Origin of the sequence: Rhizobium sp. RCC_161_2, assembly GCF_041355235.1 — a bacterium.
Classification (GTDB): Bacteria; Pseudomonadota; Alphaproteobacteria; order Rhizobiales; family Rhizobiaceae; genus Rhizobium.
Map to the genome: position 1 here is coordinate 136,255 of NZ_JBFUPL010000007.1, position 19,710 is coordinate 155,964.

At 58.6% G+C, this 19,710-nt stretch carries 20 protein-coding genes and 1 tRNA gene; 13 read left to right on the forward strand and 8 right to left on the reverse strand.

What is annotated here, in order from left to right; genetic code table 11:
- Positions 1-3: 3 nt before the first annotated feature.
- Both AB6803_RS19075 and AB6803_RS19080 read left to right on the forward strand, forming a co-directional pair.
- Complete coding sequence (locus tag AB6803_RS19075; RefSeq protein WP_371110357.1) at positions 4-1,560, forward strand: RNA-binding protein; 1,557 nt, start codon at positions 4-6, stop codon at positions 1,558-1,560.
- 807 nt (positions 1,561-2,367) lie between these two features.
- A complete protein-coding gene (locus tag AB6803_RS19080) occupies positions 2,368-3,774 on the forward strand; it encodes an RtcB family protein (RefSeq protein ID WP_371110358.1) in 1,407 nt (468 codons plus the stop codon).
- Positions 3,775-3,967: 193 nt separating this feature from the next.
- Here AB6803_RS19080 and AB6803_RS19085 read toward each other — a convergent pair whose 3' ends face one another.
- Positions 3,968-4,366 carry a cupin domain-containing protein gene (locus AB6803_RS19085; RefSeq protein WP_371110359.1) on the reverse strand — a complete coding sequence of 133 codons (399 nt, stop codon included), beginning with the start codon at positions 4,364-4,366 and terminating at the stop codon, positions 3,968-3,970.
- Positions 4,367-4,452: 86 nt separating this feature from the next.
- A complete protein-coding gene (locus AB6803_RS19090; protein ID WP_371110360.1) occupies positions 4,453-5,373 on the reverse strand; it encodes a DUF1003 domain-containing protein in 921 nt (306 codons plus the stop codon).
- Between the two features lie 497 nt (positions 5,374-5,870).
- Between AB6803_RS19090 and AB6803_RS19095 the strand changes: the two genes are divergently transcribed.
- The gene (locus tag AB6803_RS19095) at positions 5,871-6,827 is read left to right on the forward strand and encodes a hypothetical protein (RefSeq protein WP_371110361.1); all 957 of its coding nucleotides are present in this window, start codon (positions 5,871-5,873) and stop codon (positions 6,825-6,827) included.
- 63 nt (positions 6,828-6,890) lie between these two features.
- Here the strand turns inward: AB6803_RS19095 and AB6803_RS19100 are convergent, their stop codons facing one another.
- The 5 genes from AB6803_RS19100 to AB6803_RS19120 form a co-directional block, all read right to left on the reverse strand.
- Positions 6,891-7,376, reverse strand: a complete 486-nt coding sequence (locus tag AB6803_RS19100; RefSeq protein ID WP_371110362.1) for a DoxX family protein — start codon at positions 7,374-7,376, stop codon at positions 6,891-6,893.
- Between the two features lie 21 nt (positions 7,377-7,397).
- Positions 7,398-8,153, reverse strand: a complete 756-nt coding sequence (locus AB6803_RS19105) for a DUF2063 domain-containing protein (protein WP_371110363.1) — start codon at positions 8,151-8,153, stop codon at positions 7,398-7,400.
- A gap of 9 nt (positions 8,154-8,162) precedes the next feature.
- Positions 8,163-9,017 carry a DUF692 domain-containing protein gene (locus tag AB6803_RS19110; protein WP_371110364.1) on the reverse strand — a complete coding sequence of 285 codons (855 nt, stop codon included), beginning with the start codon at positions 9,015-9,017 and terminating at the stop codon, positions 8,163-8,165.
- Between the two features lie 70 nt (positions 9,018-9,087).
- The gene (locus AB6803_RS19115) at positions 9,088-9,372 is read right to left on the reverse strand and encodes a DUF2282 domain-containing protein (RefSeq protein ID WP_371110365.1); all 285 of its coding nucleotides are present in this window, start codon (positions 9,370-9,372) and stop codon (positions 9,088-9,090) included.
- 48 nt (positions 9,373-9,420) lie between these two features.
- Positions 9,421-9,696 (reverse strand): DUF2282 domain-containing protein, encoded by a 276-nt coding sequence (locus tag AB6803_RS19120; protein ID WP_174052830.1) that lies wholly within the window; start codon positions 9,694-9,696, stop codon positions 9,421-9,423.
- A gap of 388 nt (positions 9,697-10,084) precedes the next feature.
- On the opposite strand from AB6803_RS19120, the gene AB6803_RS19125 reads away from it, so the two are divergent.
- From AB6803_RS19125 to rfbC, 7 genes are all read left to right on the forward strand, one after another.
- Positions 10,085-10,651 (forward strand): sigma-70 family RNA polymerase sigma factor, encoded by a 567-nt coding sequence (locus tag AB6803_RS19125; protein ID WP_371110366.1) that lies wholly within the window; start codon positions 10,085-10,087, stop codon positions 10,649-10,651.
- On the forward strand, positions 10,638-11,273 hold the full coding sequence (locus AB6803_RS19130) for an NrsF family protein (protein WP_371110367.1): 636 nt from the start codon (positions 10,638-10,640) through the stop codon (positions 11,271-11,273). Before AB6803_RS19125 ends, AB6803_RS19130 begins: the two co-directional genes overlap by 14 nt.
- 161 nt (positions 11,274-11,434) lie before the next feature.
- Positions 11,435-11,508, forward strand: a tRNA-Gln gene (locus AB6803_RS19135).
- Positions 11,509-11,982: 474 nt separating this feature from the next.
- On the forward strand, positions 11,983-13,050 hold the full coding sequence (gene rfbB / locus AB6803_RS19140) for a dTDP-glucose 4,6-dehydratase (protein ID WP_371110368.1): 1,068 nt from the start codon (positions 11,983-11,985) through the stop codon (positions 13,048-13,050).
- Entirely contained in the window at positions 13,047-13,946 is a 900-nt protein-coding gene (gene rfbD / locus AB6803_RS19145) for a dTDP-4-dehydrorhamnose reductase (RefSeq protein ID WP_371110369.1), read from the forward strand. The genes rfbB and rfbD overlap by 4 nt, the downstream gene beginning before the upstream one ends.
- Positions 13,947-14,029: 83 nt before the next feature.
- Positions 14,030-14,917 (forward strand): glucose-1-phosphate thymidylyltransferase RfbA, encoded by an 888-nt coding sequence (rfbA, locus tag AB6803_RS19150; RefSeq protein ID WP_371110370.1) that lies wholly within the window; start codon positions 14,030-14,032, stop codon positions 14,915-14,917.
- A 68-nt stretch (positions 14,918-14,985) separates the two neighbouring features.
- Positions 14,986-15,534 (forward strand): dTDP-4-dehydrorhamnose 3,5-epimerase, encoded by a 549-nt coding sequence (rfbC, locus tag AB6803_RS19155; RefSeq protein ID WP_371110371.1) that lies wholly within the window; start codon positions 14,986-14,988, stop codon positions 15,532-15,534.
- A gap of 120 nt (positions 15,535-15,654) precedes the next feature.
- Here the strand turns inward: rfbC and AB6803_RS19160 are convergent, their stop codons facing one another.
- Positions 15,655-16,161 carry a phosphomannose isomerase type II C-terminal cupin domain gene (locus AB6803_RS19160; protein ID WP_371110372.1) on the reverse strand — a complete coding sequence of 169 codons (507 nt, stop codon included), beginning with the start codon at positions 16,159-16,161 and terminating at the stop codon, positions 15,655-15,657.
- Positions 16,162-16,259: 98 nt separating this feature from the next.
- On the opposite strand from AB6803_RS19160, the gene AB6803_RS19165 reads away from it, so the two are divergent.
- The 3 genes from AB6803_RS19165 (at position 16,260) to AB6803_RS19175 (ending at position 19,710) form a co-directional block, all read left to right on the forward strand.
- Positions 16,260-17,384, forward strand: coding sequence for a glycosyltransferase family 4 protein (locus AB6803_RS19165; protein ID WP_371110373.1), 1,125 nt, complete (start codon positions 16,260-16,262; stop codon positions 17,382-17,384).
- A 353-nt stretch (positions 17,385-17,737) separates the two neighbouring features.
- Positions 17,738-18,712 carry a GDP-mannose 4,6-dehydratase gene (gene gmd / locus AB6803_RS19170; RefSeq protein ID WP_371110374.1) on the forward strand — a complete coding sequence of 325 codons (975 nt, stop codon included), beginning with the start codon at positions 17,738-17,740 and terminating at the stop codon, positions 18,710-18,712.
- A gap of 29 nt (positions 18,713-18,741) precedes the next feature.
- A complete protein-coding gene (locus AB6803_RS19175; RefSeq protein ID WP_371110375.1) occupies positions 18,742-19,710 on the forward strand; it encodes a GDP-mannose 4,6-dehydratase in 969 nt (322 codons plus the stop codon).

Genomic DNA, 19,710 nt, shown 5'->3' on the forward strand with positions numbered 1-19,710 from the left:
GTCATGGTCAATAAGGCAATCTTCAAATCCTACCTCGGGAAACTGCTTCCGGGAACGGATACGAAAAATCATGAAGCGGCCCCGGCCTACCAGCTGACGCCGCGCGAGGCGCTGGCGCAATATGCGGTCACCGGCACGTTCAACGGCACCTTCTATGCGGATGGAGCCGAGCAGCTTGATGCGGTAAAGACGCTTGCCCTTCAGGTCGAGCCGGAGTTCCTCGCCAGGGTGGCTGTCTACGCGGCTGAAAAGGGCCACATGAAGGACATGCCGGTGACGTTGCTCGCCATGCTCTCCAGCCTTCAGAGCGATGCTTTTGCCCGTGCATTCCCGCGGGTGGTGAAGAGCGGCAAGATGCTGCGCGGCTTCGTGCAGGTCATGCGCTCTGGCACTACCGGTCGGAAGTCGCTCGGCACACGGCCGAAGAAGGCGGTGCAGGTGTGGCTTGAGCGGGCCAGCACCGAGCAGATCCTGCGTGCGATGGTCGGAAACGATCCGTCGCTTGCCGACGTGATCCGCATGGTGCATCCGAAGCCGGCTACGGAAGAGCGTAAGGCGCTCTATGCCTGGGCGATCGGTAAGCCGCACGACTACGCAGCGCTGCCGGACCTCGTCAAGGCATTGGAAGCCTTCCGACATGACCAGACGGTGCCAGTGCCGGACGTCCCGTTCCAGATGCTGACCTCGCTGCCGCTGACGCGGGAGCATTGGGTCGAGATCGCCCGCAAGGGCGGCTGGCAGATGGTGCGGCAGAACCTCAACACCTTCGCACGCAACGGCGTATTCGAGGTCGAGGGTTTTGCCGAGGCGCTGGCGGCACGGCTTGCCGATCCGGATGAAATCCGCAAGGCAAAAGTCTTCCCCTATCAGTTGATGATGGCGTGGAAGATGGTCGATGGCCAGGTTCCGGATGTCGTGCGGGATGCGCTTCAGGATGCGATGGATATCGCCATTGCCAACGTGCCGTCGCTGACGGGCAATATAGTGCTGTGCCCTGACGTGTCGGGTTCCATGGGCTCGCCCGTGACCGGTTACCGGAAGGGCGCGACGTCCTCGGTCCGCTGCATCGATGTCGCCGGTCTGATGACCGCGGCGTTCCTGCAACGCAATCCGAAGGCGCGGGTGTTGCCGTTTGAGAATGACGTGGTGAACGTCAGTCTCAACCGGCGGGATTCGGTGATGACCAATGCCGACAAGCTGGCGAAAATCGGCGGTGGCGGAACCAACTGCTCCGCGCCGCTGAAGAAGCTGGCAAACGAGAAGGCCAAGGTCGATCTCGTCGTGTTCATCTCGGACAACGAGTCCTGGGTGGATGCACGCGGAAGTGGCCAGCCGACGGCGGTGATGACGGAATGGGCGAGGATCAAGCGGGTCAACCCGGCTGCAAAGCTGGTCTGCCTCGATATCCAGCCCCACGCCACCACACAGGCGCCGACGCGGGAAGACGTGCTCAACATCGGCGGTTTCTCGGATGCCGTCTATGGGGTGATCACGGCTTTCGCAGCCAATAGCAATGGAGCGGATGGCTGGGTGAAAGCCATCGAGGCGATCGAGCTCTGACGGGCTCACAGGAAGCAATACCCCCGCGTCGCCGTGAACGGCGCGGGGAGCCGTGACGAATGCCGGATGAAACTACAGGCTGTTACCCTCCAGGTCGCGGGTTCGAATCCCGTCGGGTCTTCCAGTTTATGGACCCGTAGCTCAGCGGATAGAGCAGGACGTTTCACCACACCTCGTCGTCACGGACGAATGGAATGACATGGCGAATGCGGAGGAAACTACATTGGTTACCCTTCGGGACGCGGGTTCGAACCCCGCCCTGCTGTGCGATCCCCAAGGGGAGGACCAGCAGGTTGTTTCCTCAAATCTGGTCGCCATGGCCAAATGCAGCGGCGAATGCCGGACGGAACTACAGCCTCCAAAGTTGGATGGTCTGGCAGGTTCGACTCCTCCTGGGCATACGCTCTCTGGCACGAGCGGGGCCATCCGGTTTCGTCCACCCTCGTCGCCGCTGCATGGCATGCATATCCTCGTTATGCGGGGATGGAATGATCTGGCGAATGCCGGCAGGACTACAGGGATAGAGCGGCCCGCCGGATTTTTGGCGGGCAGGTCGGACGTTCAAATCGTCCCGCGTTCCGAAAGGGAGCGCGTAGCTCAGTAAACTGTCCTGCCAAAACTTGTCGCCGGGATGATGAGAAGGCCCTGGGCGAATGCCGCCGGTGACTACAGGGGCCGCTTAGCGCCATGACCCATGGAATGCGTGCGGTGAGATAGATCTCCGGCGATGCTCGTCGCCCAGGCGGTGTGAAGATAAGCAACTTAACAAGAAGGACTGCAGACGCAGAAAAGACAATGATAGCGGTAATGAGCGGACAGGATTTGATCGATGCCGGCATGAGCCAGGGAAAGTGGTTTCGCCCGGCTCTCGACGCGGCCAACGCGGTTTTGAGCAAGGGTGGCTCGGTGTCGGGTGCGCTTGAGGCAGCAAGGGCCTTCCAGCCGGGGCCGACGCTTGCCCTGAGGGCGGACAACGATATCGAGATCTATTCCAACATCCGTGCCGAGAACGCCTTCGAGCAGGACAATGTCGAGAAGGTCAACGCGACAATGCGCGCGCTGGTACGCACGCCGGTCGTCCGTTCCGCGGCGATCATGCCGGACGCCTGCCCTGCAGGCCCGGTCGGAACGATCCCGGTCGGCGGCGTGGTTGCGTCCGAAGCGATCCATCCCGGCATGCATTCGGCCGATATCTGCTGCTCGATGGCGATCTCGATCTTTCCGGGCACAGATCCGAAGTCGTTGCTGGATGCCGTGCATGCCGTGACGCATTTCGGTCCCGGCGGTCGTCCGCGCGGCGCGCAGCTTAAGCCTTCCGAGGCGACGCTTTCGGCCTTTGAGCAGAACCCTTATCTGCGCGACGGTGCATTGAGCGTCGGCATTGAGCATTTCGCGACTCAGGGCGATGGCAATCATTTCGCCTATGTCGGAACGATGAGGTCGACCGGCGAAACGGCGCTTGTGACCCATCATGGATCGCGAGCACCGGGAGCACGGCTCTATGACAAGGGCATGAAAGTCGCGAACCGGTTTCGTGAGCGCATTTCTCCCGAGACGCATCGGGAAAACGCCTGGATTCCGGCAGATACCGAGGAAGGCGACTTCTACTGGTCTGCCTTGCAGACGATCCGCCAGTGGACGAAGGAAAACCACTATGTCCTGCACGACATGGCGGCGGAAAAGCTCTCGGCCAAGGTCGCGGACCGCTTCTGGAACGAACACAACTTCGTCTTCCGTAAGTCGGACGGGCTGTTCTACCACGGAAAGGGTGCGACGCCCGCCTTCGACAACTGGGCTGACGATGCGACCGATCTGACCATCATTCCGCTCAACATGGCGGAGCCGATCCTGATCGTTCGCGGCTCGAATGCCGCCCATGGCCTCGGCTTCTCGCCGCATGGCGCCGGCCGCAACTTTTCGCGCAGCGCACATATGAGGCAGTTGTCTGCGGAGTACGGGGCGGATTCGCGAGGTCTGAGCCCGAACAACATCGCGGCTATTTTGGAGAAGGAAACAAGCGGCCTGGACGCGCGGTTCTTCTCCGGTTTCGCCGATGTGTCGGAACTGCCGAGCGCCTACAAAAGCGCTGCGAACGTGCGGGCACAGATCGAGCATTACGGCTTGGCCGAAGTGGTCGACGAAGTGATCCCCTATGGTAGCATCATGGCCGGCGACTGGCAGAAGAACGCGCCCTGGCGTAAAAAGCGTCAGTAAACATCGGGGAAGGCGACAGGTTCGCCTTCCCTCGAAATGCGACACGCCTGCAGGGGCATCGTTGATTCGAATCCCATCATTTCCGCCGATGCAAATCCGAGCCGATCAGTCGACGCAGCTCCGAACCACTTGTTGGAGCTATTTGATATCCCCAACAGACCCGACCTGCATGATCCGGTCCATCGCCGGCTCATCAATCCTCGCCGAAACGATAGACCACGTCTTCGAAAGAACTGGTGGGAAATACGTAGAGCAGCTTCACATTCGCGTTGGAATCGTTGCGGATGCCGTGTTCCGCGTTGCTGGGAATGAAGACGGCGGTGCCGGGGGTGACGACCGTTTCACGTCCGTCGACGGTCAGGATGCCGGTTCCCTCAAGAATGAAGTAGATCTCGGGCTGTTCGTGCCGATGGGGCTGAAGGGCGCCGCTGCCCGGCGCGATCTCGGCGACGCCCGCCGTCAAGCTGTCGGTCGGGGTTCTGTCGCTGCTGAAAAGCGTATGCCAGGATATTCTGCCGCGGGATGGATCGTTCCATTCTTCAAGCGGTCTCTCTTCGGCGGTGGTGATAACGGCCCGTGACTGCTCGCCCATTTTGCCTCGACCTGTTGTTCAGGATACCGCCGTGAACGGTGTCACAACGATCGCGGATGTCAATGAGCAAGGCTTTTCCCGGGCCTCTACTCTTCCGAATCGTCGGCCCCCGCTGCCTTGGCCTTGCTTCCAAACAGGCTCTTCAGCGCGCTCGTTTTCACTTTCGATGCCTTGCTGACTTTTATCGCCCGCGTCGCGGCCTTGGCCTGTTCCAGCATCATCTCGATCTGGATCTGCTGGATTTCGGTCAGGCGCTCCCATTGCCGATTGAGGAGGTGGTCGACTTTTTCGTGCAGGTGGCGGATTTCCAGTTCAGCTTTCAGGTTGACCTTGTAGTCGTTGAGTGCGCGCAGCCGGTCCTTTGCTTCCTGCCGGCGCTGGCTCATCATGATGATCGGCGCCTGCAGCGCGGCGATCGTCGAGAGGATGAGGTTGAGCAGAATGAACGGATAGGCATCGAAGGCCTTGTTCTCGCCCATGAGGGCATTGATGCCCATCCAAACAGCCAGAAACAGACAGAAGGAGATGATGAAGGTCCAGCTGCCGCCGAAGGCCGCGACGATGTCGGCCATGCGGTCGCCGATGGAGCGGTGATCCTCGTAGTCTTCCTCGATGTTCTCGGCGAGCGTGTCATGCGTCTTCAGGCTCTCGACGACCTCGTCCTCGAGGTTGGAAAGCTCGCCGCGCTCGTCCGTCAAAAGCTCGGCGATATATTGGGCGCGATAATCGTCCATCGCCTTGCGGCTGATATAGTCGTCGGCGCGAAGGTCGGGATGTTTCAACCGCATGAAGTCCGCCAGCGAGGGGCGGAGGTCATCGACGTGGACGGCATCCTTCTTCTTCAGAGTCTGGCCGGTAATGGCATCGACGAGCTTGACCGACTTGGCCTTCGCCTGGGCGAGGCTTTTGGTATAGTCGTCCATTTCCACCACGGTTGCCGCTTCGCCCTCGCCGGCGTCGAAGTCGACAATGCCTTCGGTCGGATCAACGGTCTTTGTCTCTGTCATGTGCGGCCCTCGTTTGCAGTTTTTCGTTCATCTAGCCAATGATCGGAACAGGATTGTGACTGTAAGGAGACTGTCGAGACGGCTGTCGACAAAAACCATTCCCGTTCGTCTCAATCTTCGTCGGTTATCCGCTCGCAGCAAATGATCGTAGCGATGTTGTTCTAAGCAATGGCAAACAAATCATGCCGCAGTTGCGTTCATGGCACGATATGTCCGCTGCCGTCTGCGCCGCGATGAGGCTGCTAAGCCTCATTTAACAACTGATCCGTGAGCCATTGAAAATATTTGTAAAATCGGAGCGTGTTGGCGTCGTCGATTCTTCGGAATGAATCGCGATTGTGCATTTTCAGCCCCTTGACCATGGTCTGCCGGCTTCTATTTGCCGCAATGCAACATGCGTCTTGCTGCACTGAATGAATGAATATGCTTTAACGGACTATTCAACAGGGGTGTTGGGCCTGTTGTCATGGGTTCGCACGTGTGCGGAAAGGATACCTATGCACAATCCTCCGGCAAATGACCTGGAGTCCATCGCCCGACGGGGTAGTCGTTTCAAGCGAATGGCTGTCCGGATACCGACCTACCTGACGGATTTGAGGGAAAATCCGGCCTGGCTGCCCATGTTCCTGCTCGCCCGGACATTGCCGTTCCGGCGCATGCACTGGGCGGCGACCAGGCGGCCGGTGGCGCGCCCCGCTTCCGGCACCTCCATCTTCACCGGGGTCGAATGCGACGCGGTCGTCAAAGCGCTGCGGACGGACGGGATTTTCTCCGGCCTCACCCTCCCGGACAATATCCATCAGGAGATTGCCGAGTTTGCGCGAACCACGGGTTGCTTCGGCAATTTCAACCGGAAGCTTGAATTTGTCGCGCCTGAGCACAAGGAAGCCGAAACGCGCTTTGGCCGCCCCCTTCTCAGCGGGCATTTCTTCGAGCGCTCGCTCGATTGCGACGCCGTTCTGGCAGTCCAGCGCGATCCGCTACTCACCGATGTCGCCAAACATTATCTCGGCGGCCAGGCCAAGGTGATCACCACTCGCATCTGGTGGAGTTTTCCGACGCAGGCCTCGGAGGCCGATCGAAGCATGGCTTCGCTCGACAAGTTTCATTTCGACCTCGACGACTGGCGGATGCTGAAATTCTTCTTCAATCTGGTCGATGTGGATGAAGGTACCGGACCACACGTCTTCGTCAAAGGCAGCCACAGGCGGCGTGCCGTCAAGCATCAATTGACGCTCATGGTCGGCCATCCGGCGGATGAGGTTCTCGGCTACTATGGCAAGGACAGCACCGTCACGCTGACCGGCAAGGCCGGCTTCGGCTTCGGCGAGGATCCCTTCGGCTTCCACATGGGCACGGTGCCGACGACCAAGCCGCGATTGATGATGGAAGTCGGCTTTGGCGTCTCGAAGCCGTCGCAACGCCGGTTCCATGGAGAGCCGGTTCTCAAGTAGACGACCACCGGCATTGCCTGGACACCGTTGCCCAGGCAATGCCAGCGGTTCCCACATCAGCGCCTACACGCCACGGCGGAGAAGCCGGGCGATCAGATGGTCGATGGCGATGCGGCCAGGCCCGCCGGCGATGATTACCAGGAAGCAGGTGGCCCAGGTGCCGTGCGTCGGCCAAGCATCGGGATAGACGAAGATCTCGATCACCAGCGTCATGCCGAGCAATGCCAGCGCCGACAGCCGGCTGGCAAAGCCGATCACCAAAAGCACCGGAAAGAAATGCTCGCTGAAGGCGGCGATATGGGCGGCGATCCAGGGATCGACGAGCGGCAGCCTGTATTCCGTCTGGAAGAGATAGACGGCGTTGTCGGTGACATGCCAGCCGTCGACCTTGGTCTGCCCCGATTGCCAGAAGACAGCGGCGATCGACAGGCGCGCGATCAGCGCGATCAGATCGTGCGGAATGCGGTCGAGCAATCGCAGAATGCCATAAAGTCTTTGTGGCACGGTTTCGCGTTCGGCCGTCACGGCCGTCATCATCTGGTCCTGCATGGCGGTTCTCCTGAGCGGCGTCTAACGCATGATTGTGAATGTGCCGGCGGCAAGCGCCCCGGCGAGATTGGCTGAAAGATCGAAGTCCGGCGCTGCGGTGATGGCTGCCTCGACGGCGGTAGTAAGATCGGCGCCGGCGGCCAGCGCTTCGAGAAAGGTGACGCCGCCTGCCGGCAGGCGATGTACTTGGACCGTCATCTCCGGCCGGACGACGAGGGCATCCTCGCCACTCCAGTCATCGATCGGTCGAAGCTCCATTTCGCCGGCGTTCATTGCCCAGATGGTGACCGCCGGAAAGGGCGAGCGCAGGATCGAGGCGGAGGGATGCAGTGCGAAAGCCAGACTTGCGAGCCGTTCGGGTTCGATCGTCGCCAGCAAGGCGGGGTCGAGCGGTGCGGCGTCGGCGGCGTGGTAGGCCTTGCCGCGTGCCGCCTCCAGGCGGATGACATCGGGCAGATAGTCGATATCGCGCGCCGGCTCGAAGGTTTCGACGAAATCGGCAAAATCGTCGCCATAGGCCAGCAGTAACGGCGATCGCGGTGGATGCAGCCGGATGAATTCATGCGCCATGACGGCGAAGAAGTCGTTGCCGACGATCTTTTCGGCCACCGGAAAACGCGAGGCGAGCGCGCCGACCAGCCCGACGGTGACATTGTTGCGGTAGACGCCAAAGCGCCGTTCCGGCCGAGGGCCATTCCATGCCGTCAGCCCTTTGGGCACAGCGCGTTCGGGATCGACCAGTGCGGCGGCGAATTTGGCCTGGGTGGTGATGGACATGGTCGCTCCTCACGCTGCCCGGCGGTCGGCGGCGCGGCGCAGGATGGCGCTGGCGGCTTCCGCCTCGACCCTGAGAACCGGCCATTGCGGGACGTCATTGTCCCACTCGACCAGGCTGGCGATCGGCCCGGTGCGGGCGATCAGCTCTTCATAGAGCGTCCAGACCGGATCCTTGACGGGGGTATCGTGGCTGTCGATCAATAGCGGCGCGCCGGCGTCATCGACGGTTTCGGAATGGCCGCTCAGATGGATTTCGCGCACCCATTGCACGGGAAAGCGGGCGAGATAATCGCGTGGGTCCATGTGGTGATTGGTCGAGGCGACGAAGACGTTGTTGACGTCGAGCAGCAGGCCACATCCGGTGCGCCGGACGATCTCGGCCAGAAAATCGGTCTCTTCGAGGGTGCTTTCCTCAAACAGCAGATAGGTAGCCGGGTTTTCGAGCAACATCTGCCGGCCAAGCAGCCTCTGCACTTGGTCGATATGGGTGCAGACCTGGGCAAGTGTCGTGTCCGTATAGGGCAGGGGCAGCAGATCGTTGAGAAAGGTGGTGTCGTGGGTCGACCAGGCGAGATGTTCGGAAAAGCTCTCCGGCTCGTAGCGGTCGCAGACGATTTTCAGGCGAGCGAGATGATCTGTGTCGAGCGGCTGCATCGAGCCGATCGACAGGCCGACGCCATGGATCGACAGTGCATAATCCTGGCGCAGCTTTCCGAGCTGGGCATGCGGCGGTCCGCCGGCGCCCATATAGTTTTCGGCATGCACCTCAAAAAAGCCGACCGGCTGCGGAGCAGCATTGATGGCGGAAAAATGCTCCGGCTTGAAGCCGACGCCGGCACGGCGGGGAAGCTCTGAGGGTTTCATGACGGGCCTCGTTGATTTTGGGAGACGGCGGCGCGACCGAGATTGCGCCGCCTGTCGTTGCTCGCTTCGATCAGACCGGCGCCGGCCCCTGGGCCAAGGTGCCATGGCCGTTCGGCGTCTTGATCGTTTCGCAAGTGCCGGCCGGAACCAGTTTCCAGGAATTTTTCTGGTAGTCGGTCTTCGATGTTCCGGCACAGGTGGTGCCGGGGCCGGCGGCGCAATCGTTCTGGCCCTTGAGAGCGATGCCGTAGCATTTCTCCTTGGCATCGGCGGCGGAGGCGGTGGGGACGCCGGCGATCAGCGTCAATGCCGTGGCGACCGAGGCAGCGAAGGCGAGGGCGGGAACTTTGGTCATGACAAACTCCAGATATCGTGTGGTTCGGATAATAAGCCGACGAACTAATCAGGCCGGGGTCAGCGTACCATGACCCTTAGGGGTCTTCATGGTGGTGCAGGTGCCGGTCGGGACGAGCTTGAAGGACATCTTGTCGTAGCTCATGGTCGACTTGCCGGCGCAGTCATGCTTGCCGGCGGCGCAATCATTCTGGCCCTTCAGGGCAACGCCGTAGCACTTTTCCTTCGACGCGCTGTCGGCGGCGGAAGCGGGGGCAGCGACAACGGATGCGAGCACTGAGGCCAGCGAACCGGCAATGGCCAGGGTGAGGATGCTGTTTTTCATAGGTCTGTCTCCGTGATGGGTGCCAGCCGTGATTGGCTTGCACTGACGTCTACGGAGCCGCCACGGCGAATATTACAGATGCTGCGAATTTTTTTCTATTGCCGCCCGAGCCCCAGCGCGGACAGTCTAATATTCAATTCAATCCGTGTATATCGGGCATGAGAAAAGCCGTTCGACTTCACAGGAGCTGCGTCCGCGATCAGGGACGATAATGTGTGCTCGATCGCGCGGTCGCGTTCTTTTCTCGCCAGGCACTGGCAAATTGTCGAATAATGTCCAATCTTTGGCGCAGGCGCTTCGGTTCAAATCCGATCCGGGAGGATCTTGAAAAAAGCATGGTCGTTGCCGGTAACAAAAGCGTGCGGCCGCGCGTAGAGGGGAATGTCGGGTGAAACATTCGGCGCGCGAAGAGGAGTGGGCAGTCTGGATGCGAGCCGCCATCGATGGCGATGCGCAGGCTTACCATCGCTTCCTGTCCGCTGTTGCGCCCTATCTGCGCGCCATGGCGCGGCGGCGCTGCGATCAGTTCGGCGCGCCGGCAAGCGAGGCCGAGGATGTGGTCCAGGAAGTGTTGCTGGCCATTCACCTGAAGCGCGGAACATGGGATACGTCGCGCCCCATCGGCCCGTGGATATCGACGATCGTGCGCAACAAGCTGATCGATAGCCTCAGACGGCGCGGGCGGCATGTGAACGTGCCGATCGACGATGTCATCGATATCCTGGAGGCCGAGGAGCAGACGGATACCTTGGATAGGCTCGATGTCGACCGTATGCTGGCGCAATTGCGGGATCCGCAGCGGACCATCGTGCGTTCGATTTCCGTCGAGGGAACCAGCGTGCGCGAAACCGCCGACCGGCTGAAGATGACTGAAGGTGCGGTGCGCGTGGCGCTGCATCGCGCATTGAAGGCGCTTGCCGCCTTGTATCGGAGTGAAAACAGTGAAAACCGATGACCTCATCCATCTTCTGACGCAGGACGCGCCGGTCCGCACGCGGATCGGGCCGGCGCTGACGCTTGCGGCCATCGGGGGCATCCTGATCAGCGGCGTGATGTTCTTCGCAGCCTTTGGTTTTCGCTCCGATATCGGCAGCGCGGTCGAAACGGTCCGCTTCCTGTTCAAATTCGTAGTGACGATCGCGCTTGCCGTCACCGCAAGCACCGTCGTCTTCCGCATCGGCCGCCCCGGCGTGTCACTGCGCCCTTGGGGCTGGACGCTTCTTGCCGCGCCGCTGCTGCTGTCGGTCGCCGCATTCGTTGAAATGATGGCCATGCCGGCCGATAGCTGGGGAGCGCGGATGATGGGCCACAATGCGCGCTTTTGCCTGACGATCATTCCGCTGCTGTCGATCGGTCCACTCGCCTGCTTCCTCTTCGCGCTGCGCCAGGGCGCCCCAGAAAAGCCGGGCGTCGCCGGCGCGGTCGCCGGGCTCGCCGCTAGCGGCATCGCTGCAACTTTCTACGCGTCCAACTGCACGGACGATAGCCCGCTCTTCGTGCTGCTGTGGTATCCGATCGCCATCACCATCGTCACAGCCGTCGGATATATCCTCGGCAAACGCCTATTGCGCTGGTGAAATGACCAGCCGCCAAGCTTGCAGCGGGGCTATCATCTTGGGCATCGACGGCGCTTTGCCAAAAAATCGCATTTGCCTGCTTTAAACTATTTGCATCCGCGACGAATTCCATTATAGAGGCGCAGCCTTCACCGCGAAGGGTTTTATCGCCTAGCGGCCGTTGGGGAATAGTTCAATGGTAGAACGACGGACTCTGACTCCGTTAATCTTGGTTCGAGTCCAGGTTCCCCAGCCAATCTTAATTTCCAATTAAAACAGAATTTGCTGTTGTGGATGCGATTCGTCCATGCGCTCCGTTTGTCTCAAAAGTGGCTCGGATGCGAAGCTTTGATATCGGTCTTTCATCGATGGATTCGGCGTTTCGGGGTGCGGTCGTCCACGCTTGTATTGTGTTTATTTCAATCACGGAAAATGGAATGATCTTGCGGGTTCTGGCGCCGAACAGCGCTGGAGCCGCGACTTCGTGCTCGTGATAAGCGTAGTTCCTGGACTGGACGACACAACATCCCTATGCGCTGAAGCGGGCCTGGCGTCTTCTTAAGAACCAAAAGCGCAGGGAGCTAAAGCAATTGAGGTAATTTAGCAGAGAAAGCTTTTCAAAGTGTTTGTGGACGTTGTAGAAGTTTGGCCTTCGCCAAACGTTTCTTGGCAAGATCGGTTGGATAGCCGTGATTATATTAAGACAAGTCTAGGTGGGAATAGAAGCGAAATGACGATATTGGTTTCCGGGGGCGCCGGCTTCATCGGTGGGAATTTCGTTCTCGACTGGTTGAAACACTTCGATGAGGCTGTGATCAATCTCGATAAGCTGACCTATGCCGGCAATCTGGATACGCTGAAGAGCCTGAACGGCAATAATCGTCATGTTTTCGTTCATGGCGATATCGGCGATCGCAATCTCCTCAGCAATCTGCTGGCCACGCACAAGCCTCGCGCCGTTATCAATTTCGCCGCCGAAAGCCATGTCGATCGCTCCATTCATGGGCCCGGCGATTTCATTCAGACGAATGTCGTCGGCACGTTCAACCTGCTGGAATCGGTTCGTAGCTACTGGGACGGCCTGCCGGGTAACGAGAAACAGGCGTTCCGCTTCCTGCATGTCTCGACCGACGAGGTCTATGGCACGCTATCCAAGGAAGACGCGCCGTTCAACGAGCTCAACCGATATGAGCCGAACAGCCCCTATTCCGCAAGCAAGGCGGCGTCCGACCATCTGGTGCGCGCCTGGCATCACACCTATGGCCTGCCGGTTCTGACAACGAACTGCAGCAACAATTATGGCCCTTATCATTTCCCCGAGAAGCTGATCCCTCTGGTGATCCTAAACGCGCTGTCGGGCAAGAGCCTTCCCATCTATGGCGATGGCCAGCAGATCCGCGACTGGCTCTATGTCAAGGATCACTGCAGCGCCATTCGCCGCGTGCTTCAAGCGGGCGAGGTCGGCGAGACCTATAATGTCGGCGGCTGGAACGAGAAACCCAATCTGGATGTGGTGCATACGATCTGCACGATCCTCGACGAGCTCCGGCCGAAGGCTGGCGGCGGCCGTTACAGCGACCAGATCGCCTTCGTGAAGGACAGACCCGGCCACGATCGCCGCTATGCGATCGATGCGCGCAAGCTCGAGCGCGAATTGGGCTGGAAGCCGGAGGAAACCTTCGAGACCGGCATTCGCAAGACGATCGAATGGTATCTCGCCAATGAGGATTGGGTAAAGAATGTCACCAGCGGCGCCTATCGTGAATGGGTGGGCAAGCAATATGAGGTGCGGCCGTGAGCTCGATCCTGGTCACCGGCGCCAACGGGCAAGTCGGCTTCGAATTGCAGCGCTCTCTCGCACCATTGGGAAAAGTAACGGCAGTCACGCGCGCCGAGATGGATCTGGCGAGCGAGGCAAGCATTCTCTCGGCTCTTGAGGAGCATAAGCCAAGCATCATCGTCAATCCCGCAGCCTACACCGCCGTCGATCGCGCCGAGAGCGAAAGAGAGCAGGCGATGGCGGTGAATGCGGTGGCACCGGGCGTGCTGGCGCGCTGGGCTGCCGAGAATGGCGCCTATCTCGTGCACTATTCGACCGACTATGTCTTCGACGGTACAAAGGCCGATGCCTATGTCGAAACCGATCCGGTCAACCCGCAGTCGGTCTATGGCGAAAGCAAGTGGCTGGGCGAGGAGGCGGTTCGTTCCTCCGGTGCGCGTCACGCCATCCTGCGGACAAGCTGGGTCTATGGCCATCACGGCAACAATTTCCTCAAGACCATCCTGCGCCTTGCGCAGGAGCGCAGTTCCCTGAACATCGTGGCTGACCAGATCGGCGCACCGACGTCGGCGGCGCTGATTGCGGACGTTACACGTGGGGTCGTCGAGTTTGTCAGCCGTTCGGAGGCGCCGGATGTATCGGGTACCTATCACCTGAGCGCGCAGGGCAATACGTCCTGGCATGGCTACGCGGTGCAGATCGTCCGCGAGGCATTGGCGAAGAATTTCAATCTTGCGCTTGCGCTCGATGCCGTGAAGCCGATCTCGACAGCCGAATATCCGACGCCAGCAAAGCGTCCGCAGAATTCGAGGCTGAACTGCGCCAAGTTGATGGATCGTTTCGATCTGCGTCTTCCCGGATGGCAGGAGGGCGTGAATGACGTCATAGAAAGACTTTCGCCTGCCGCAAATTGAAATGCATAAGATCTGTCTAGGTTACCGGTTGCAACTGACGGGTTAACCGACCGTAAAACGAAAACAAGATGAGACGGTAGATAATGACCAAAGCACGTAAGGGCATCATACTCGCTGGCGGATCCGGCACGCGCCTCTATCCTGCGACGCTCGCCGTCAGCAAGCAGCTTCTGCCAATCTACGACAAGCCGATGATCTACTATCCGCTGACGACTTTGATGTTGGCCGGCATCCGCGAAGTCCTTGTTATTTCGACGCCACAGGATACACCTCGCTTCGAGCAGCTACTGCAGGACGGAAGCCAGTGGGGCATGAAGATCGACTATGCGGTGCAGCCGAGCCCAGACGGGCTTGCACAGGCATTTCTCATCGGCGAGGAGTTCCTGGATGGCGCCCCGTCGGCCCTGGTGCTGGGGGACAATATCTTCTACGGGCATGATTTCGCCAAACTCCTCCATCAGGCGAGCGACAAGGAAAGCGGCGCTACGGTCTTTGCCTATCACGTGCATGATCCGCATCGCTACGGCGTTGTCGAATTCGATGCGCAAGGTCGTGCGATCAGCCTTGAAGAAAAACCGAAGGTCCCCAAGAGCAATTACGCCGTTACCGGGCTCTATTTCTATGATGCTGATGTCGTTGATGTCGCCAAATCGATTCGTCCCTCGCCCAGGGGCGAATTGGAGATTACCGATGTCAACGCGTATTATCTGAGAGCCGAGCGGTTGGACGTGCAGACGATGGGCCGCGGCTACGCCTGGCTCGACACCGGCACGCATGAATCGATGCTGGAGGCGAGCCATTACATCGCGACCATCGAGAGCCGGCAGGGGCTGAAAGTCGCCTGCCCCGAGGAAATTGCCTACCGGAGCCATTGGATCGATGCTTCGCAAGTGGAGGCGCTGGCCGAGCCATTAAAGAAGAATGGCTATGGCCAGTATCTTCTGGGTATTCTGCACGAACAGATATTTTAACGGCGCACCCCGTCGAGTTGCGTTTAGCCGGCCTGTCGTATGCGGGCCGCGTCATGCGGGAAAGACATATGAAAGCCATCGATACCGCCATACCGGACGTAAAGATCATCGAACCCACGGTGTTTGCCGATGATCGCGGGTTTTTCCTTGAGAGCTTCAACCAGGCCAAATTCGAAGCGGCGATAGGACGAAGTGTGACCTTCGTGCAGGACAACCACAGCCGTTCGGGCAAGGGCGTTCTGCGCGGCCTGCATTATCAGCTGCCGCCGTATGCGCAGGCCAAGCTCGTCCGGGTCGTCGCCGGAGAAGTCTATGATGTCGCCGTCGACATCAGACGGTCGTCGCCGACATTCGGCCAGTGGGTCGGTGTTTTCCTGTCGGAGGAAAACAAGCGCCAGCTTTGGATCCCGGAGGGCTTTGCCCATGGATTCCTGACGTTGAGTGACCGTGTCGAATTCCTCTACAAGACCACCAATTATTACGCCCCGGCGAGCGACCGTGGAATTCGCTGGGACGATCCGACGATCGCCATTGATTGGAAAGCCGCCGAGGCGCTCACGCTCTCCGCCAAGGATCAGCAGCAACCGTTGCTGGCGGAGGCCGAGGTATTCGATTGATTGCGTGCCCGCAGCACACCACAATACTGCGCGTCGCCAACAATTCTGAGTCGAAACTGGAGATGGCGAACTGGGCTGCCAAGACGCCATCGACCAGTTTTGCCTCGTCGGATTTTAATGTCAGGTCCGGTTATAGTCGTCGCTGAGCCGGATGATATCATTCTCATCAAGCAGTTCGCCATATTGAATCTCGATGAAAACCAGCGGCTTCTCGCCGGTGCAGGAAGCCCGGTGCGTCGCTTTCAGCGGAATATCGACTGTATGCCCGAGCCGCAGAGGGTGTTCCGTTCCGTCGATCTCGGCAATTCCATGCCCCGAAACGGCGGTCCAACGCTCCGAACGATGGTTGTGATATTGCAGTGATAGGCGCTCGCCGGGATTCACAACAATACGTTTGACGACGTGGCGATCACCAATATCGAGCACATGCCATGTGCCCCAAGGGCGCTGGTCGTTGTCCCCTACCTTATAAAGGCTTCCAGATTTCAATGAAATTTCCTTTGCAAAAAGTCGATCGGCTACTGCACGATCGAAAATTATGCGCGGGATTAATTCAGCAGCGGCGGTAGAGCAAGGCTTTTTGGTCGGCGACGCGCAGTCGATTTCGATGCTGCGGCCATGAAACATGCAGATCATTGTGTTGGAAGTTATGGGGCTTCGGGTGTTTTCCCGCGCTCAACGATGCTCTAGGTGACGTGGCAACTGGTTTTCGATACAGGGATGGCATGCGCGTTCTACATTTTTTCAAAACATATTGGCCTGACACATTCGGCGGTGTCGAGCGGACGATCCATGCGATTGCCAAGGGCACTGCCAAGTATGGCGTGGAGTCCGATGTTCTGTCGCTCAGCAAAACGCCGCTGGAAAACAGCGTCGAATTCGATGGTCATATGGCGCATAAGGCCAAGCTCGATTTCGAATTCGCATCCACCGGTTTTTCGCACGAGGCGTTTGGACGTTTTCGGGAATTGAGCCAGAAGGCCGACGTCGTCCACTATCACTTTCCGTGGCCGGTGATGGATCTCGTCCATCTTACGGTTCCTCCCGGCAAGCCGACTGTGGTGACCTATCATTCCGACATCGTGAAGCAGAAGGTGCTGCTGCAATTCTACAAGCCGTTGATGTTTCGCTTTCTGAAAAGTGTCGATCGCATTGTCGCTACGTCTCCCAATTACCTTATGTCGAGCGATGTGCTGGAAAGGTTCAAATCCAAGACAACGGTTATCCCGTTGGGTCTGGATGAGGCTGATTATCCGAAGGCGAATGACGCGGTGCTCGCCCGTTGGCGCGGCAGGCTTCCCGATCGCTTCCTCTTATTCGTCGGTGTCCTTAGATACTATAAGGGGGTCCACATCCTGCTGGAGGCCGCAAAGCGTAATGGCCTTGATGTCGTGATCGTCGGCAATGGGCCGATGGAGACGGAATTGAAGCGGGCCGCAGAGCAAAATTCCCACAAGATCCATTTTCTCGGATCCTTGCCGGATAGCGACAAGGTTGCCCTGCTCGAGCTTTGCACGGCATTCGTATTTCCGTCGCATCTTCGCTCCGAGGCCTTCGGGCTTTCTCTCGTCGAAGCGGCAATGTTTGGCAAGCCGATGATTTCGTGTGAAATCGGTACGGGGACGAGTTTTGTCAATCTCGATAAACAGACGGGATTTGTGGTGCCGCCGAACGATGTTGACGCTTTGTCGAACGCAATGACGCGTATTTGCGAAGATGAGGCAAAAGCCGCCGTAATGGGTGTTGCGGCTCGCAATCGTTATGTTGCATGTTTTACGGCCGACAAGATGTGCTCGGCATATCATCGTCTTTATTGTGAATTGACGGGCGCTATTGCGTCCAATCGTTGAGGTATTCGTTCGCGCCGCCACGATATAGCCATCTCGATACTCGAATGGGTATTGCAGACCTCATCGGTCGGCAATTCTGGAGGTCGGTGCTACAACTCGAGAATCTTCAATTTATACAGCACATTATAAAAGTGCTTATCAATACAATTTGAGGTTGTTGCATCGATTTCATATGAGTGATTTTGTGCTGCTGAGGTGCTGACGCAGAACGAAATTGCTCTTGATCGTTGTCATTGGGCTTTATACGGGCTAAATGGCGCTAGAAAATTGATGGCCAAGTCTGGCGCGCTCGCGGCGCTCCGTGTGCTTGGTGCAGCCGCGCAATATGAATGCGGTAAACATGGAGACGAAACTTGGCGAAGAAAGCGTTGGTAACGGGCATTACGGGTCAGGATGGCGCCTATCTTGCAGAACTGTTGCTGAAGAATGGCTACGAGGTTCATGGGCTTGCGCGTCGTTCCAGCACCGCGGATGTCAACCTCACCCGCCTGCAATGGCTGGGTATCGAAGGTGACGTTCGAATTGTCGATGGCGATCTCTTGGATCTTTCCGGCCTTATCAGAACGATCAAGGACGTGAAGCCGGACGAAGTCTACAATCTCGGAGCGCAATCCTTTGTCAAGTCATCCTGGCAGCAACCTCTTCTCACTGGCCAGGTGACGGGCCTTGGCGTCGCGAATATCTTGGAGGCGGTTCGCATAGAAAGGCCGGAAGCCCGTTTCTATCAGGCTTCCTCCTCTGAAATGTATGGGCTCATTCAGGAGCCGATGCAGTCCGAGGTTACGCCGTTTTATCCGCGCTCACCCTACGCGGTTGCCAAGCTCTACGGTCACTGGATCACCGTAAACTATCGCGAAAGCTTCGGCCTGCATGCCTCCAGCGGCATTCTCTTTAACCATGAATCGCCGCTTCGCGGCATTGAATTCGTCACCCGCAAGGTGACAGACGCGGTCGCACGCATCAAGCTCGGTCTGGCAAAGGAGCTTCGGCTCGGAAATATCGATGCCAAGCGCGATTGGGGGCATTCGAAAGACTATGTTCGGGCCATGTGGCTGATGTTGCAGCAGGACGTCGCCGACGATTATGTAATCGCAACCGGCCGCACGACCACTGTCCGCGACATGTGCGCCATCGCTTTCAAGCATGCCGGTTTGAAGATGGAAGAACATCTGGTGATCGACCCTGAACTCTTCCGTCCGGCGGAAGTGGACGTATTGCTCGGCAATCCGGAGAAGGCCCGGAAAAAATTTGGATGGGAACCTAAAATCAGCCTCGAAGAGATGATTGTCGAAATGGTCGAGGCCGATCTTAAGCGATTGAGCAAGTAAGTCCTCCGACCGAATGACGAGACACGTCCATGCCGAGAGAGCATCGTATTCTCATTACTGGCGCCAGCGGCTTTGTCGGGTCGTGGTTGCAGCGCGCATTGGACGAGCGGCGGCTGGAACTGGGCTCTGACCTGATCGTCTTGACCGCCGGACAGGGAGACGCATCGGACTGGAAGACAGATATTGCGGATCGGGGTCAAGTAGAGACCCTGATCCGTGGTTGTCGGCCGACGGCGATCATTCATCTTGCAGCGATTGCGGCCCCTGCGGATGCCCGCAGGATGCCGCAGCGAGCATGGGATGTGAATTTCCAGGGCACCATGAACCTGGCTTACGCCACCATGGAGTTTGCGCCGGAATCGCGCTTTATCTTCGCGGGCAGTTCCGAAGCATATGGTGCGTCGTTTATCGATGTGGCAAAAGCGCCGGTAAAAGAGAGTGCCGCGCTGAAACCGATGAACGTCTATGGCGCAACGAAAGCGGCTGCGGACGTTCTTGTCGGGCAGCTTGCTTATGACGGACTGAAATCCATCCGATTTCGTCCGTTCAATCACACCGGACCTGGCCAGACGGATGCCTATGTCGTATCTGCTTTCGCCAGGCAACTCGCCGAGATTTCAGCTGGTGCCAAACCGCCTCGCATCAGTGTCGGAAATCTATCGGCCTTTCGTGATTTTCTTGATGTGCGGGACGTCGTGCGTGCCTATGCCGATGCCGCGCTGATCGAAGACGCGTCGGGTCGCCTTGGCGGTGTCTTCAACCTGTCTTCGGGCCGCTCGGTGCAAATCCAGTCGATCCTCGACATGCTTATCCAGCTTTCCGGATTGAAGGTGGAAGTCGAGATTGATCCGCAGCGGCTGCGTGGCCCCGAAATCGCGGTGGCTGCGGGGGATAACGGCGCGGCGTTGAAAGCCTTCGGCTGGAAGCCGGAGATAGAATTGAGCCGCACACTTGGCGATGTGCTTGAAGATTGGAAGATCCGGATGGCGGGTCGATAA

Bases quoted from the DNA above. Each gene is read 5' to 3' on its own strand.
- AB6803_RS19165 (WP_371110373.1), top strand. From the start codon at position 16,260: ATGCGCGTTCTACATTTTTTCAAAACATATTGGCCTGACACATTCGGC.
- rfbB (WP_371110368.1), top strand. From the start codon at position 11,983: ATGACGATATTGGTTTCCGGGGGCGCCGGCTTCATCGGTGGGAATTTC.
- AB6803_RS19115 (WP_371110365.1), bottom strand. From the start codon at position 9,372: ATGACCAAAGTTCCCGCCCTCGCCTTCGCTGCCTCGGTCGCCACGGCA.
- AB6803_RS19090 (WP_371110360.1), bottom strand. From the start codon at position 5,373: ATGACAGAGACAAAGACCGTTGATCCGACCGAAGGCATTGTCGACTTC.
- rfbA (WP_371110370.1), top strand. From the start codon at position 14,030: ATGACCAAAGCACGTAAGGGCATCATACTCGCTGGCGGATCCGGCACG.
- AB6803_RS19105 (WP_371110363.1), bottom strand. From the start codon at position 8,153: ATGTCCATCACCACCCAGGCCAAATTCGCCGCCGCACTGGTCGATCCC.
- AB6803_RS19100 (WP_371110362.1), bottom strand. From the start codon at position 7,376: ATGCAGGACCAGATGATGACGGCCGTGACGGCCGAACGCGAAACCGTG.
- AB6803_RS19080 (WP_371110358.1), top strand. From the start codon at position 2,368: ATGAGCGGACAGGATTTGATCGATGCCGGCATGAGCCAGGGAAAGTGG.
- AB6803_RS19110 (WP_371110364.1), bottom strand. From the start codon at position 9,017: ATGAAACCCTCAGAGCTTCCCCGCCGTGCCGGCGTCGGCTTCAAGCCG.
- rfbC (WP_371110371.1), top strand. From the start codon at position 14,986: ATGAAAGCCATCGATACCGCCATACCGGACGTAAAGATCATCGAACCC.
- AB6803_RS19095 (WP_371110361.1), top strand. From the start codon at position 5,871: ATGCACAATCCTCCGGCAAATGACCTGGAGTCCATCGCCCGACGGGGT.
- AB6803_RS19075 (WP_371110357.1), top strand. From the start codon at position 4: ATGGTCAATAAGGCAATCTTCAAATCCTACCTCGGGAAACTGCTTCCG.
- AB6803_RS19160 (WP_371110372.1), bottom strand. From the start codon at position 16,161: ATGTTTCATGGCCGCAGCATCGAAATCGACTGCGCGTCGCCGACCAAA.
- AB6803_RS19175 (WP_371110375.1), top strand. From the start codon at position 18,742: ATGCCGAGAGAGCATCGTATTCTCATTACTGGCGCCAGCGGCTTTGTC.
- AB6803_RS19120 (WP_174052830.1), bottom strand. From the start codon at position 9,696: ATGAAAAACAGCATCCTCACCCTGGCCATTGCCGGTTCGCTGGCCTCA.
- AB6803_RS19085 (WP_371110359.1), bottom strand. From the start codon at position 4,366: ATGGGCGAGCAGTCACGGGCCGTTATCACCACCGCCGAAGAGAGACCG.